Genomic DNA, 14,830 nt, shown 5'->3' with positions numbered 1-14,830 from the left:
TGCGCTACTCGGCGCGTCAGATAGGGGCCCATTTAACCCCACCACGTTGAGACAATGGTAGAACGCGATGGGCAGAGCGCGCTGAGTAGCATCTTTAACTCTCAAAACTAAATCCAACAAACCCATTCCTTTGTTTTGTTTTTTTATTTGAATGGTTGAGCGGCGATGAATGTGGTTAGTCTCATGTAACTGAAAGCGTGTGGTTTTTCCGGGCCCCTATCTGACGCGCCGAGTAGCGCAGGCAGCGTGGGAGTTGTCGGCCAGCGTCTGTTCGAGTTCCGCAACAAGCCATGTACTGTGTGGCTTGTCAGGGCGAGTTTCGTTGGACGCCCACGTTGACGAGCAACGCAGGAAATAAGCGGAAGCTAGGGTGTCTTGTTCTTTGCCTTCTTTCTTATGGACAAGCATAAGAAAGAGGGTCGCCTAGAGGCGAAAAGGAATCTAGCTGAATATCACTAAGTTACTAAATTTAATCAATAGTTTTTAGTCTTAAAGCATTACTTTCTCAATAACCCTTCAATCGCTGCCATTAATCTTTGCGTCGTTCCTCGATGCTTCAGCGCAAACTCTTTCGCCGCTTCCGACATGGCTTTTCGTTTTTCAGCATTTCGCGTCAACGTATCAATCTGCGTTGCCAGCTCAGAGATATCTGCCATTTGCACTGCAGCCTTCGCTGCAACAGCCTCTCTTGTCACCTGCGCAAAATTAAACATATTTGGCCCTAATATCGTCGGCACGCCCATCGTCGCCGCTTCAATCAGGTTCTGCCCCCCCAATGGCTGCAAACTGCCGCCCATCACCGCAAAATCACTCGCCGCGTAATAGGCATACATTTCGCCCATGCTGTTACCAAGCACCACTTGCACATCCTCATTCAATGGCTGGGCCAATTCGGTTCGCAATACATAGTTCAGGGCACGCGCTTTTAGCAGTGATTCAACTTCTGCAAAACGTTGCGGATGGCGCGGGACTAATAAAAGCAAAATGTCGCTATTTTGTACAGCATCCAGAATTAGTGCCTCTTCACCTTCGCGTGTACTGGCTGCCATGCATACGGTGCGATCTTTACCTAATAATTGACGCAAAGCTGCGCCTTTCTCGGCGCTGTCTGCTGGCGGCGTGACGTCAAATTTTAGGTTGCCGCACACGATCACATTGCTTGCGCCCAAGGCTTGCAGTCTTTGCGCATCAGCTTCAGTCTGGGCAACGACTAATGCCAGTTGTTGCAGGCCGTTGCGAGTGAGGTCGCCAAGTTTTGCATAGCCACGTGCGGATTTTTCAGAGAGGCGCGCACTTAATATGGCGACGGGGATTTGCCTGCGTTTGGCTTGATCAATCAGGTGGAACCATAGCTCGGTTTCCATCAACAAGCCTAATACCGGGTTGAAATGGTTTAAAAAACGTTTAGCCGCGCCTGGAGTATCGACTGGCAAATAGGCTTGCAGCACGCGGCCACTCGCAATTTCCTGCTGCCATAACTGTAAGCCGGTTTCACGGCCGGTCGGTGTGCCGTGGGTCATGAGTAACTGGTGTTGCGGATATTCTTTGAGTAGCGCTTGTATCAATGGTTGTGTGGCTCGGGTTTCACCGACTGATACGCAATGTACCCAGATCAAAGGGGCTTTGGCTGTTTGACTATAAAAGCCGTAACGTTCGCCGACATGCTGGCGGTATTCTGGTTGTTTGAGGCCGCGCCAGAGCAGCTTGAGTGGCAGCAGCAGCGCCACCAGATACATAAGTAAGGTATATACGAATTTTGGCATGGCGTTATTCTCGCATATTTGTGTTGATATCTTGATTGCACGCACCAATGAAATGCATGCGGAAGAGGAGAGTGATGACTCACCTATGCCGCAGACCTTGTATCTAAAGTGATTGCTGAAACACAAGCGATATGCACCAAAAATATGCGAAAAAAATGGGTTGACGTCAACAAAATATAGGCATAAATTACCGCATCTAACACAAGATATTGTGTTTGACCGGGTACGCGTTTCTAGCAGTAGCGCGTACATTGACGGGTATGCAATTTCGCACCCGCCAGGTTCCAAAAGCGATGTCAGTCGCTCAAGCCTTGGTGCTTACAGACTGATGTATCAAACCAATAAGAATCACCAGGGTGTGGGAGAAGACAATGCTAAAAGCAGTGGAAACAAATAAGAAAGTGCATTCAGAAGAGGGTGCGATTGAGATTCCGGTGCAGCCGGTATCGCTCGATATCTGGGATAAGAAATATCGCCTGAAAACCAAGACTGGTGAACATGTTGACCAGGACATGGATGATTCTTATAGCCGTGTAGCCCGTGCGCTGGCCGATGTAGAAACTACCGAAGAGAAAAAAGCCGAGTGGCATGAGAAATTCCTGTGGGCGTTACGCCGCGGGGCGATTCCGGCCGGCCGCATTACTTCCAACGCTGGAGCTTTAGAGCATAAACCTGCGACTTCTACCATTAACTGCACAGTGTCTGGCGTGGTGGAAGACAGCATGGATGACATCCTCGGTAAAGTGCACGAAGCTGGCCTGACCCTGAAAGCCGGTTGCGGTATCGGGTACGAATTCTCCACGCTGCGTCCAAAAGGCGCGTTTGTCGCCGGTGCCGGTGCCTACACTTCCGGACCGCTGTCGTTTATGGATATCTACGACAAAATGTGTTTCACCGTCTCTTCTGCCGGTGGCCGTCGTGGTGCGCAAATGGCCACCTTTGATATTTCGCATCCCGACGTGACTGACTTTATCAAGGCCAAACGTGAAAATGGCCGCTTGCGCCAGTTCAACCTGAGCTGCCTGATCACCAAAGAATTCATGGAAGCCGTGAAAGCCGATGACGAATGGCGCCTGGCTTTCCCGGTCACCGAGAAAGAAGCCATTATCGATGGCCTCAACGTCAACGACGAATCCCATGTGGTGTGGCGCGATTGGCCGGTCAAACACAAGTACCTGACCAAAACCGATGGCCCTGACGCTGGCAAAGTGGCTTGCCGCATCTACAAAACCATCAAGGCGCGCCGTCTGTGGGATGTGATCATGTCTTCCACCTACGACTTTGCCGAGCCAGGCTTTATCCTGATCGACCGTGTCAACGAAATGAACAACAACTGGTTCTGCGAAAACATCCGCGCCACCAATCCGTGTGGTGAGCAACCACTGCCACCTTACGGCGCCTGCTTGCTGGGTTCTGTGAACCTGACCAAGTTTGTGCGCAAGCCATTCACCGACGAAGCGTATTTTGACTGGGACGAATACCATGAAGTGGTGGGCGTGTTCACCCGCATGCTGGATAACGTGGTTGAAATCAACGGTTTGCCACTGGAACAACAGCGTCAGGAAATCGCCCGCAAACGCCGTCACGGCATGGGTTACCTCGGCCTGGGTTCAACTCTCACCATGCTGAAAATGAAATACGGTGATGACGAATCAGTCAAATTCACCGAAGAAGTCACCCGCGTCATGGCGCAAGTAGGTTGGGAAGTCGGCGTGCAACTGGCGGAAGAAAAAGGCCCGGCCCCTATCATGGACGAGAAATTTGAAATCACTGCCGACATGCTGCGCGTGCGTCCTGAAATGGCCGCTGATGGCATCAAGGTTGGCCAGAAACTGGCCGGTAAAGTGTTGCTGGGTAAATACAGCCGCTACATGCAGCAATTCCCCGAAGGCCTGCGTAACCAGATCGCGACCAAGGGTGTACGCTTCACGCACCATAGCTCCATCGCGCCTACCGGTACCATTTCACTGAGCCTGGCTAACAATGCCAGCAACGGTATCGAGCCTAGCTTTGCCCACCACTATGCACGTAACGTGATCCGTGAAGGCAAAAAATCCAAAGAGAAAGTCGATGTATTCAGCTACGAGCTGCTGGCTTACCGCGAGTTGATCAACCCGAAAGCCATGCCATTTGGCACTTCAGATGAAGAAAAGCTGCCGGATTACTTTCTCGATTCATCCACCATCATGGCAAAAGCGCACGTCGATATCCAGGCGGCTGCACAAAAATGGATTGATAGCTCCATCTCCAAAACCATCAACGTGCCAACCGATTACGACTTTGAGGATTTCAAGAACATCTACCTCTACGCGTATGACAAGGGTCTGAAAGGGTGTACGACGTTCCGCTTTAACCCGGAAGCGTTCCAGGGCGTATTGGTGACCGAGAAAGATTTAGAGAGCACCACCTACAAATTCACGCTGGAAGATGGCACCGAGATCGAAGCCAAAGGGAATGAAGAGATTGAATATGACGGCGAGATTCATTCAGCGGCCAACTTATTCGATGCCTTCAAAGAAGGCTACTACGGAAAATTTTAGTGTTTGCCTGCTGCGCTCGCCATTGCGGCGTTAAAAAGCAGTTTTAAATCCTCATGTACTATTTGTACACTCCGGTTTAAAACCGCTTTTCGCCTGGCACTGGCATCGCTCGCGACGGCAACCATCAAAAATTTTGGTAATTGTAAGAGACTGAATTTATAAAGAACTGATTACTCCAATAGGGAGAACAACATGGCAATCAAGATCGACAAAAAAATCACCGCCTACAAACTGGTGACCGATGAAGACAAAAAAGCAGCTGAAGTCGCGCAGGCGCAAGCAACCAACGTTATCCAGATGGGTGAGCCATTGAGCCGCCCGGATATGCTTGTGGGCAACACCTACAAAATCAAAACGCCGGTGACCGAACACGCGCTCTACATCACCATCAACGACGTCATCATGAACGAAGGCACGCCACAAGAGCACCGCCGCCCGTTCGAGATATTCATCAACTCCAAAAACATGGAGCACTTCCAGTGGATCGTCGCGCTGACCCGCGTCATGTCAGCCGTGTTCCGCAAAGGTGGCGATGTCACCTTCCTGGTAGAAGAACTGAAAAGCGTATTTGAGCCTTCAGGCGGCTACTTCAAAAAAGGCGGCAAATTTGTACCTAGCCTGGTGGCCGAGATCGGTGAAGTGGTAGAAACCCACCTGCAAGAAATCGGCATGCTGAAAAAACCAGGCTTGGACGAACACCAGCAAAAGCTGGTTGAAGAGAAAAAAGCGGAGTACCTGGAAAAACACGCCAAGTCAGGTGAAGAATCAAACGATGAAGGCTTCCCCAAAGGTGCGCAGCTTTGCAAGAAGTGTAATACCAAAGCCAGCATACTGATGGATGGATGTATGACTTGTTTGAACTGCGGCGATAGTAAATGCGGCTGATTTTCATATTTGGAATTTAAATGACTACTTGTTTTGTAATTCAGCCCTTTGATTCTGGCAAATTCGATAAACGTTTCGAGGATATCTACAAGCCTGCCATTGAAGCAGCAGGCCTCGAGGCTTATAGGGTAGACAAAGATCCAAGTGTGTCTGTGCCTATTGAGTCAATAGAAGATGGAATAAAGCAAGCAACTGTGTGTTTGGCTGATATTACTGCCGACAACCCAAATGTCTGGTATGAACTCGGTTATGCTTTTGCGGCAGGACGCCCTGTTGTTATGGTTTGCTCAGAGGAGAGAACAGGTAAAAAATACCCATTCGACATTCAGCATAGAAGCATAATTCCTTACAGTGCAGACTCTCCAAGTGACTTCGAAAAACTTAAAGAAAGTTTAACTACTAGAATAAGAGCACTCGTAAAAAAAGATGAAACACTGCAGAAATTGTCTGAAGCTGATCCAGTTGCCCCAGTAGAAGGCCTAACTCAAGCAGAAATTTTAGTTTTAGCTGTCATAGCGGGTAGTAGTTTCTTACCATCTAATTCAGTTGGGGTATACAGCGCAAAACGTGATGCAGAAAGAGCTGGAGTTACAAACTTAGGTTTCAATATTGGAGTAAGACGGTTGTTGTCAAAGGATTTCATAGATATGTCTGAACTTTGGGATGAACATAGTCAAGAGACATATGATGCAATTCGATTGAGTGACAATGGCTGGAATTGGATTGAGAAAAATGAGACCCTATTTACACTTCACAGAACCGCCCAAGATTCAGTATTTGAAGATATCCCCTTCTAACTAACCCGGTAGCGAGGTAGAACGGTCTCACTATTAAAACGGGCTAGAGTAAAAATAGAACAAAGAGATTTTACTCTGACCCGGCTGGTTGAAGAGAATGCGAGGGATAGGGGCTAGCTATGTAGAATATTCATGGGTTGAGATGAGTGATGATGGTTTGCTGCTATTCAGGACCTGACCCTGATGGCTTCAGTTTAATTCACTATAACGGTGTCTACCATCGTGTGGGAAGCCCACTAGTAACGTCTCTGTGCCGAAATGACGTTCGGCACCTGCTGAATCAGCGTCAGTAGGTGGCTGAGTTGCTCAAGGTTTGTCACCTCAATCGAAAACTGCATCAGCGCCAGATTGTGCCTGCTGATGGTGTTAGCCTTGGTGGCGTTGATTTTTTCCCGTGCAAATAGATCACTAATATCCCGGAGCAAGCCTTGGCGATCATGTGCCTCCACTTCAATATCAACAGTTGCGCTGAAATTCTCGTAGCTGCCCCACTGCGCACCAAGTACACGGTCGCGCCGTTCCTCTGGTAATCGTCCGATGAAACCACAGGTGCTGCGATGGATAGTGACCCCGTGATCGCGCGTCAAATAGCCAACAATCGTATCCGGCGGTAATGGTTTGCAGCATTTGGCAAACCCCGTCTGCAAGTTGCCAACCCCCTCAATCACGATAGCCGCCTGGGATTGCAGCGCTGTGTTCCGTCTGGGCGCAAGTATTTTCGTGACTGTTTCTGGTTTGGGCGCAGCATCTTCCTGGATCGCAAGCGAGATTTGATGTTCACTCACATCCCCACGCCCAATGGCAGCCAGAAAATCTTCCAGTTTCTGGAAGTGCAGTTTCTGCGCGATCTTTTCATGATTGATGGTACCGATGCCGGCCCGATGTAGCTCACGATCCAGTTTTACCCGACCCTGGGCCACATTTTCATCAAAATGCTGGTATTTAAACCATTGCCTGACCTTGGCGCGGGCGCTAGTGCTTTGCAGATAACCAAGCGAAGCATTCAACCAGTCCCGGCTTGGCGAACCAAGTTTTGAAGTCAGGATTTCTACGCGCTGGCCATTTTGTAATTTGGTGTTGAGCGGCACGATGCTGCCATTAATCTTGGCGCCACGCGTACGGTGCCCCAGATCGGTGTGCAGCGTATAAGCAAAATCGATCGGGGTAGACCCTTTTGGCAAGTCGATGACTTTACCAAGTGGCGTCAGCACATAGACGCGATCCTGAAACAGCTCACTTTTGAATTGCTCAATCAGGTCGCCACTCTCAGAGACGTCATCCTTCCAGGCCAGGATCTGGCGTAGCCAAGCGATCTTTTCGTCAAATTTGGCGTCGGATTTTCCTCCCTCTTTGTAGCGCCAATGTGCCGCGACGCCCAATTCAGAGTGCTGATGCATTTCAAAAGTGCGGATCTGCACCTCAAGTGCCAGGCCACGCGGGCCACTGACCGCGGTATGTAGCGAACGATAATTGTTGCTCTTGGGGCGCGCGATATAGTCGTCAAATTCACCGGGGATGGGCTGCCATAGGTTGTGGATGAGCCCGAGCACTGCATAGCAGTCTTTGATATCGTTAACCAGCACGCGCACAGCACGGACATCATAAAGCTGGGTAAAATCCAGATGCTTGCTTTTCATCTTCTTGATGATGCTGTAAATGTGCTTGGGACGGCCAGCGACCTCCCCTTTGATGCCCGCTTCAAGCAACTCTTTTTGAAGCTCTGCCACGACGTCAATAATATATTGTTCCCTGTCGACGCGGCGCTCATCCAGCTTATGTGCGATTTCCTTGTAGATCTGAGGTTCCAGATAGCGCAGAGAGAGGTCTTCCAGCTCCCACTTGAGTTGCCACACGCCAAGGCGGTTGGCGAGTGGCGCAAAGAGGCTCTGGCTTTCCTGTGCAATCTGTTTCTGCAGACTCGGGCTAGCCCCAGACAAATGGCGCAGGGTTTGCGTACGTTCTGCCAGTTTGATCAACACCACACGGATGTCCTGCACCATGGCCAGCAGCATTTTGCGCAGACTTTCTATTTGTTGCGCGTGGTATTCGTTTTTCCGGTCCGTGCCATGCAAGCTCTCTGTCTCGCTGAGTGCCTGGATTTGCTCCATGCGTGAAATGCCTTCCACCAGGTCCGCAATATTGGTGCCCAAACGCGTTTCCAGCGTTGCCCGCCAATCGGCTAGATATTCAGGCACTGCATGCAATATAGTGGCAGCAATAGTTTCGACATCCATGTTCATGTCAATGAGGATAGTCGCCGCACCTAGTGCATGTAATAACAGTGGCGTGCCAGTGAGTGCTGAGCGCCCGGAATAGAGAGGAACTGCCAACGCATAGGCGCAACTGATCAACTCCACTTCGGAAGGCAAGAATCGTTTCGCTGCCGCTTCCAGCCATGTAGAAAAATCGCCTTCATTTGAGGCGAGTAAAGCAGAGATTGGATGATGCACAGAAACCATGGGATATTATGGCATCAGTCCTGTTCAACAAGCCAGAATCTACGGGGCCGGATTTTGCAAAATCGCATCTCGATACAAGCAAAAGCCATCATTCATCGCGCATTTTTCCTGTAAGTACGGAAAGACTCGACACTCAATTGCCTGGTGATGGTTTTGATTTCTAGTCTCTGTGTGCCTTTTTGATACAGGAATGTGCAGCCGTCAATTTCCATCGAGATGCAATCGGCGACTTCTGTCATGCCCATGGCGTAGACTTCTTGCGCATATAGACTCGATTGATCAATCTTTGGGTTTTTAATGGGTGCCCAACCTTGCGTAATGAGCGTTTTTCTCACCTCTTTGTATGGCTGCCCACTCTGAATAAAGCTTAAATCGTTCGCAGCAAAGGCAACGCTGGACATCATCAAGATGATGGGCATGGTGATTTTTACAAGCATAGGTTTATTGATCGCCTTTATTCGTTTTTGTAAAAAAGCAGTTCACTTCATGAACGTGCTGCTAGATTCGAGACACATTCATATCTGATTAATCCACAACACTTTCACTGCCGTTTATCGCCCACTCTAATTTTTCCACCTCCACCGGCTTAACCAGATGTTCGTCAAACCCGGCATCAAACGCACGTAGCTTGTCGTCAGGTTGCCCATACCCGGTGAGGGCAATCTTCCGTACGTTTTTGCCTGACGGTAACTTGGCAATTTGTTGTGCCAGTTGGTAACCATCCATATCGGGCAGGCCGATATCAATCAACATGATATCTGGCTTGAAAGACTCAATACTGGACAATGCTTTTTGCGCAGTATGCACAGCCATGGATTCATGCCCCAATATGCCTGTGATCATCAGTAGCGTATCGGCTGCATCGATGTTGTCGTCAACAATCAAAATACGCATAGGTGCTGATTCGGTTAATTTGGCCTGCTGATCAGTGGTTGTCGCAGAGTCGACACGCGGCAGTCGAATCTCAAAAGTTGAGCCTAGTCCTTCACCCTGACTAAACGCGCTGACACGGCCGCCATGCATTGCGATCAGGCGCTGTACAATCGCCAGGCCTACTCCCAACCCGCCCTGTGAGCGATCGAGGGTCACCTGGCTTTGCACGAAAAGCTGGAAGATCTGCGGCAGCATTTCAGGGGCGATGCCGCTGCCTGTATCTACCACTTCAATGATCGCTTCAGCTTCTTCACTGCGGACGTTGATCTTGATTTCTTTACGCGTTTCGGAATATTTGATGGCGTTGGTGAGAATATTCGCCACGCATTGCACCAGTCGTGCCTTATCACCTTCTACCAACAGCGAAGCAATCGGGTCGATGAAAGTCGTCAGGGTTTGTTGCTTCATCTGCAATTGCGGCTCGCACATTTCAACCGCCTGGGCGAGCACGTCTGCGATATAAATCACCTCTTTTTGCAGATGAATATGGCCTTGCGTGACGCGGGAGACATCCAGCAGGTCATCAATCAGCCGCGTCATGTGCTTGGCTTGTCGGCGGATGATGGAAGCGGGTCGGGCAACCGAGTCATTAGTGTGAGAAACGCGCCAGAGAATCTCGCCTGCCGTGACGATCGGAGCCAGGGGATTACGAAGTTCGTGGGCTAACATCGCCAAAAACTCGTCCTTCCGTTTGTCGGACTCTTTCAGCGCTTCAATCATTTCGATTCTATCTGTGATGTCGCGGAAAACTACCGCAACGCCATCCCCAACCTTAAAAGCCCGCACCTCAAACCAGAATGCCCGGCCGTCCGGGAATACATAATGATGTTCCATGAACTTAGGCTGCCCATCCGCCTGGACTTGCCTGTACATGTGGCCAATTTCAGATTCATATGTTTGTGGAAACTGCTCCCAGTGGTTCGCGCCGAGCAATTGCGAGCGAGGCATGTCTACAAACCTGCAAGTGGCATCATTGACTTCAATAATGTTGAAGTCCGGGTCAAACAGGGCAAACGCTTCATCCATATTCGAGATCACGCCACGGTGCCTGGCTTCGCTTTCTGCTACGCGCATCTCAACCAGTTTTTGCGCCGTCACGTCCACGGTGATGCCGTCAAAATGGATAGGGTTACCATCGGCGTCGTAATCGGTGCCCCCGAGCGCGCGGATCCACTTTACCTCACCCGTCATCGGGTGCAAAGTGCGATAAATGATGTCGTAGGCATCCCGGCTGCTGATCGACTCCGCAATCGCCAGCCTAGTGCGTTCCCTATCCTCCGGGTGAATCCTGTCGTAGAAGTCTTCGATCGTGACCGCCGCGTCAGGCGCCACAAAAAAATGATTTTTTACTTGCGCGTCCCATTCGAGCACGTCAAACGGTAGGTCGCAATACCAGAAACCCACATGCGAGAGGCGGCTTGCGTATTCGAGGCGCCCGCGATTGAGTTTCAGTTCTTTATCCAGGTTGTCTCGTGCAATGCGCTCGCTGGAAAACACCTGGTTGAAGTAGTCCACAGATTCGGCAATCGCCTGATCGAGCGCCTGGTTGAAGCGCGTCACATCCTCTATGGCCGTTGAATCGAATGGCGAGGTATTGCTGATTGTCCAGAGCCGCATCACTGTGGCACGCAGAGCGCGATATTCACTCACAATCTCGGTGATGGAAAAGCCGTCCTCTGCCCGGATTCTGCCATGCATTTCAGCGCCGGTTTCCGGCACATTTTTGATGGCCGATGCCAATACTGGCGACTTTGTGAAACTGGCGGTACTGGTTTGTGGCTGACGCAAGTCTTCTGCGATCGTTCGCAGGATTTCTGAGCGATGGTCACGGCCCGCAAGGGCGGTTATGTTTTCGGCAGACGAAAATTGCGACGCGACGAATGCATCCCACTCTTTAAGAATGTCGTCCACATGTGAATCGATTACTTCAGCCATCCGCATGGATGCATCCCCTTATGACCGCAATCAATGTTTAACTACTTTTAAGGTAATTTTATAGCGTTACTTACAGTCGTTGCCAATTTTGTGATTCGGCGAATAGACTTCACTGCTCCACTCAACCCTGAATGCGTTATCGAAGTTAGTTTCTTATCCACAAGGATAGTTGCAGCTTATGCGTAAATCCGTTTTATATTCATATGTTTACAAGTTTGTAAGTGTTTGATTTGTATTAGTGGTTTAATACAGGTTATGCGTTAACCCGCATTTCTTTTGCCCGGTGTTAAAAACGTTTTACCCGAATATAAAAAAAGGGAGAAGCAATGAGTGAAGAACCAAAAAAGGTTGATGTTTTATTCTATTTAAAAGAATTTTCATCACTAGCCAGGGACATCCTGATCACGCTATTGATCGCGATATGCTTTTTCCAGCCCAGCTATATCAAATCATTTCTTAAAGAAAGCGGCCTGAGCAAATTCGGCGGCTGGGGCTTCACGGTTGAAGTGGCTGAAGAAAAAGAGATCATCGCCAAAGCGCAAGAAAAAGTCACCGCTCAAATAGTTGCTTCCACCAGCACCAACTCAGATGAAGCGCCAGTTGAAGCATCCAATAAACCCGTCGATCAGAACTTTAAAGAAGCCATCCTCAAAGCAGAGCGCGTCGCACCACAAATATTGCCATCCGCAGGATGGGTTTACCTGGGCCGCGTGGATAAAAACAAAACCCAATGGCAAGATGGCGGCTCACCCACCACCACAGCAGCATGGCCAATCAAACCCGATGATGTGGTGACGGTGAAAGATGACGTTTACATCCGCGCAGTCACCAATGATCAATGGCATTCCAAAGCGCCGGTGACTACAGTTTCCAAGATAGGTGATAAGCTGAAAGTGGTAGAGCTGGATTATTCTTCAGCGAAAGCGGGTGGGTTTTTTGTTTGGGCAAAGGTTGTGCTTCAATCGAATTAGATTGAAGTCGTTTTCATTGTGTTTAAATAAATAAGTCTATGCAGGAAACTCATTTAAATTTATTGACTTACGTGTACTTGTTGTTGTTTTTAATAGTCATTTTATTCTTAAAATCTGCACGTTTTAAAGGCCATATCGGCGAAAGCTTAGTGAAGCTTAATGCTAGATTATATCTAGATATGTCCATCTATCATGGAGTCCATAATGTAACTTTAGAAACAGAAGATGGCACTACCCAAATTGATCATATTTTCGTGTCAAAATTTGGAGTATTCGTTGTCGAAACAAAAAATTATAAAGGTTGGATTTTTGGTAACGAACGGCAGTCCACATGGACTCAAAAACTTTATAAAAAAACTTACAAATTTCAAAACCCTTTAAGACAAAACTATAAGCATCTGAAAGCTCTTGAAAGTATTTTGGAAGTGCCTTCCGGAATATTGAAGCCTGTGATTGTGTTCATGGGCGATAGCACATTCAAAACAGAAATGCCAAACAATGTGACTTATGCGAGAGGCTATACAAATTATATTTTGTCTTTTAATAAGCCAATTCTTGATGATGCTGAAGTGTCGAGATTGCTCAATATTATTAAGTTCAAACGCTTAAAGCCTACCTTCAAAACTAATAGAGCTCATGTAAAAAATCTAAGAGCTAGATTCAACGAAAAGAAATCATAAGAAAGAGTTATTCCGTGTCTGTAAGCATTGAAGATTTAGAAAATCTTTATAATTTTTATTCGGACGAAAAAATTAAAAATCGATGGTAAAGCTTGTTTAACTAAGCCATTTCAAGCTTTTTGCTGCATCTCTCAATGAAGCAAATATCGCCTTCTGATATGTAGCTGTCTCTGGTAGATTGTCTGCAAGCTGGTGTAGTGAGATATAACCGGGGTCTGAACGGTAATCCTTTTCGCGAAATATGCTGTGCTCCATGGCGTAGGTTTCTGCCAACGCCCTAAGCGATTCAGCAAGTGGCTTATTCGGGTCACTAGGAGTGAAGTTACCCAAAAGCCATAGGTGAACATCTTCCTCTTCCGTATAGCCGTTTTTAGGGTCTGCAAGTTTAAAAGCATGGTCAATCTTGGCTTGGTTCTCAACCTCTTTCGGGTCACCATACGCCACTTCATAATATTTCACCTCAGCCGTTAGCAGCGAGGTCGGGCCATCAATTGGCACGTTACCAACTGCATAGTAGCCTGCAATCGCCCGCAGGCTTTTTAAATGGTGTTCTTTGCCAACAAAATGGATGATTTCACCGCGCGCCTGTAGCTCTTTGATGCCCGCCGCCATGTCTTTAGTGGCAGCGTAAATGAGCGCGGCATAGCTAGGGAAAGAGTTGTTGTCGGCACTTTTCCGGGCAAGGCTGTAGTTGATCATAGCGGTGCCGTTGTGATACAGCTCCATTGCGCTGGTGGCGGCGACATCGCCATGTTCATCCAGCACTACTGAGACTGCCATTTTGGTGCCGTTTTTATTGCCCCCCGCCAACGCCGCAAGCCAGTTTTGCAAATGCTCGGCAGGCCATTCGGGATACTGCTCCCTGGCAAGCGCAAACACTTGTGGCAGTAGCGTGGTTTGTTCGGCCACACTGAGGTTTTGCAGCCGCACGGTGGTATAGGTTGGTGGCAGGTTGAAGTCGTAAATCGCTGTCATGTCATGCTCTTTTAATGCTCGTGCTTAATTATGCAACGGCAGCATTAATCTATCTTGCGTTTTGGCGTCATGTTTGTAAAAACTTCATAATCAGATTTTATTTATCGCGATATTCATTATCTCGTCACTTATAATAAGTATTAGTAATAGCAATTTATTTGCATCCAAAATCATTTATTGGCGTATATATAGTGAAAGCTTTTAAAGTCAGATATCACACTCAGTTGCATATCCAAAGTAAAGCAAACCCATGCCGCAACTAGACCAATTGACCGATCTTGTTCAAGGCATGATCGACCGGGATGAAGAGTCTTTGGCGGCGTTTTATGATTGCACTTTAAAAAAGGTGTATGGGCTTGCTTTAAAAATCACAAAACGTCACGATTTGGCGGAAGAGGTCACTGAAGACACTTATATGCAGGTGTGGCTGGAAGCGGCTAAATTTGACAGTAACCGGGGTTGCATTCTGGCCTGGGTGACAACGATTTGCCGTTCACGGGCGATTGATGCGTTAAGGCGCCTGGATATTGCGGAGTCTCACGCTGAACCTGAGGTGCTAAAACCAGAAACCGAAACTAATAATAATCCATTGGATATTTTGTTGGCTTTAGAGCGTGATTCTGGCATACATAGGGCGATGACTGATTTAAAGCCGAGAGACAGGCAATTGATTGCGCTGGCATTTTTTAAAGGTTACACACACGAGGAAATAGCTAGTCAAATGCACATGCCGTTAGGGTCAGTGAAATCCCTTATCAAACGTGCCCAATCTAAACTCAGAAGTGCGTTATTCTGAAAAGATATTACTTATGAACAATACAAATAAACCAAAGATCCAGTCTGTTTTGGATGAGGAAATAACTTCAGCAATCGCAGCTGATATTCTGCCTAC

General features: G+C 48.2%; 11 protein-coding genes. 6 read left to right on the top strand and 5 right to left on the bottom strand.

Annotation, left to right across the window (positions count from 1 at the left end; translation table 11 throughout):
• Positions 1-497 precede the first annotated feature (497 nt).
• Entirely contained in the window at positions 498-1,763 is a 1,266-nt protein-coding gene (waaA, locus tag VK958_RS07935) for a lipid IV(A) 3-deoxy-D-manno-octulosonic acid transferase (protein ID WP_325240489.1), read from the bottom strand.
• Positions 1,764-2,134: 371 nt separating this feature from the next.
• Between waaA and VK958_RS07930 the strand changes: the two genes are divergently transcribed.
• The 3 genes from VK958_RS07930 (at position 2,135) to VK958_RS07920 (ending at position 5,985) form a co-directional block, all read left to right on the top strand.
• Positions 2,135-4,303, top strand: coding sequence for an adenosylcobalamin-dependent ribonucleoside-diphosphate reductase (locus tag VK958_RS07930; RefSeq protein WP_325240487.1), 2,169 nt, complete (start codon positions 2,135-2,137; stop codon positions 4,301-4,303).
• A 192-nt stretch (positions 4,304-4,495) separates the two neighbouring features.
• Positions 4,496-5,188, top strand: coding sequence for a TSCPD domain-containing protein (locus VK958_RS07925; RefSeq protein ID WP_325240485.1), 693 nt, complete (start codon positions 4,496-4,498; stop codon positions 5,186-5,188).
• Between the two features lie 20 nt (positions 5,189-5,208).
• Entirely contained in the window at positions 5,209-5,985 is a 777-nt protein-coding gene (locus VK958_RS07920; RefSeq protein WP_325240483.1) for a hypothetical protein, read from the top strand.
• A gap of 236 nt (positions 5,986-6,221) precedes the next feature.
• On the opposite strand, the gene VK958_RS07915 is transcribed toward VK958_RS07920, so the two are convergent.
• From VK958_RS07915 to VK958_RS07905, 3 genes are all read right to left on the bottom strand, one after another.
• Positions 6,222-8,444 (bottom strand): RelA/SpoT family protein, encoded by a 2,223-nt coding sequence (locus VK958_RS07915; protein ID WP_325240481.1) that lies wholly within the window; start codon positions 8,442-8,444, stop codon positions 6,222-6,224.
• 92 nt (positions 8,445-8,536) lie between these two features.
• On the bottom strand, positions 8,537-8,881 hold the full coding sequence (locus VK958_RS07910) for a hypothetical protein (RefSeq protein ID WP_325240479.1): 345 nt from the start codon (positions 8,879-8,881) through the stop codon (positions 8,537-8,539).
• Between the two features lie 88 nt (positions 8,882-8,969).
• Positions 8,970-11,312 (bottom strand): ATP-binding protein, encoded by a 2,343-nt coding sequence (locus VK958_RS07905; protein WP_325240477.1) that lies wholly within the window; start codon positions 11,310-11,312, stop codon positions 8,970-8,972.
• Positions 11,313-11,638: 326 nt separating this feature from the next.
• Here VK958_RS07905 and VK958_RS07900 point away from each other — a divergent pair, with 326 nt between their 5' ends.
• Positions 11,639-12,283 (top strand): hypothetical protein, encoded by a 645-nt coding sequence (locus VK958_RS07900; protein ID WP_325240475.1) that lies wholly within the window; start codon positions 11,639-11,641, stop codon positions 12,281-12,283.
• A gap of 38 nt (positions 12,284-12,321) precedes the next feature.
• Positions 12,322-12,963 (top strand): nuclease-related domain-containing protein, encoded by a 642-nt coding sequence (locus VK958_RS07895; RefSeq protein ID WP_325240473.1) that lies wholly within the window; start codon positions 12,322-12,324, stop codon positions 12,961-12,963.
• Positions 12,964-13,059: 96 nt separating this feature from the next.
• Here the strand turns inward: VK958_RS07895 and VK958_RS07890 are convergent, their stop codons facing one another.
• On the bottom strand, positions 13,060-13,938 hold the full coding sequence (locus VK958_RS07890; RefSeq protein WP_325240471.1) for a hypothetical protein: 879 nt from the start codon (positions 13,936-13,938) through the stop codon (positions 13,060-13,062).
• Positions 13,939-14,188: 250 nt separating this feature from the next.
• Here VK958_RS07890 and VK958_RS07885 point away from each other — a divergent pair, with 250 nt between their 5' ends.
• The gene (locus tag VK958_RS07885; protein WP_325240469.1) at positions 14,189-14,734 is read left to right on the top strand and encodes an RNA polymerase sigma factor; all 546 of its coding nucleotides are present in this window, start codon (positions 14,189-14,191) and stop codon (positions 14,732-14,734) included.
• Positions 14,735-14,830 lie beyond the last annotated feature (96 nt).

It is taken from the genome of Methylophilus sp. (assembly GCF_035460085.1).
Taxonomy (GTDB): domain Bacteria; phylum Pseudomonadota; class Gammaproteobacteria; order Burkholderiales; family Methylophilaceae; genus Methylophilus.
This window is presented reverse-complemented; position numbering and strand designations above follow the sequence as displayed.

Excerpts from the sequence above, each read along its gene's own strand:
- VK958_RS07925 (WP_325240485.1), top strand. The coding sequence starts at position 4,496 with ATGGCAATCAAGATCGACAAAAAAATCACCGCCTACAAACTGGTGACC.
- waaA (WP_325240489.1), bottom strand. The coding sequence starts at position 1,763 with ATGCCAAAATTCGTATATACCTTACTTATGTATCTGGTGGCGCTGCTG.
- VK958_RS07930 (WP_325240487.1), top strand. The coding sequence starts at position 2,135 with ATGCTAAAAGCAGTGGAAACAAATAAGAAAGTGCATTCAGAAGAGGGT.
- VK958_RS07890 (WP_325240471.1), bottom strand. The coding sequence starts at position 13,938 with ATGACAGCGATTTACGACTTCAACCTGCCACCAACCTATACCACCGTG.
- VK958_RS07905 (WP_325240477.1), bottom strand. The coding sequence starts at position 11,312 with ATGGCTGAAGTAATCGATTCACATGTGGACGACATTCTTAAAGAGTGG.
- VK958_RS07920 (WP_325240483.1), top strand. The coding sequence starts at position 5,209 with ATGACTACTTGTTTTGTAATTCAGCCCTTTGATTCTGGCAAATTCGAT.
- VK958_RS07910 (WP_325240479.1), bottom strand. The coding sequence starts at position 8,881 with ATGCTTGTAAAAATCACCATGCCCATCATCTTGATGATGTCCAGCGTT.
- VK958_RS07885 (WP_325240469.1), top strand. The coding sequence starts at position 14,189 with ATGCCGCAACTAGACCAATTGACCGATCTTGTTCAAGGCATGATCGAC.
- VK958_RS07895 (WP_325240473.1), top strand. The coding sequence starts at position 12,322 with ATGCAGGAAACTCATTTAAATTTATTGACTTACGTGTACTTGTTGTTG.
- VK958_RS07900 (WP_325240475.1), top strand. The coding sequence starts at position 11,639 with ATGAGTGAAGAACCAAAAAAGGTTGATGTTTTATTCTATTTAAAAGAA.
- VK958_RS07915 (WP_325240481.1), bottom strand. The coding sequence starts at position 8,444 with ATGGTTTCTGTGCATCATCCAATCTCTGCTTTACTCGCCTCAAATGAA.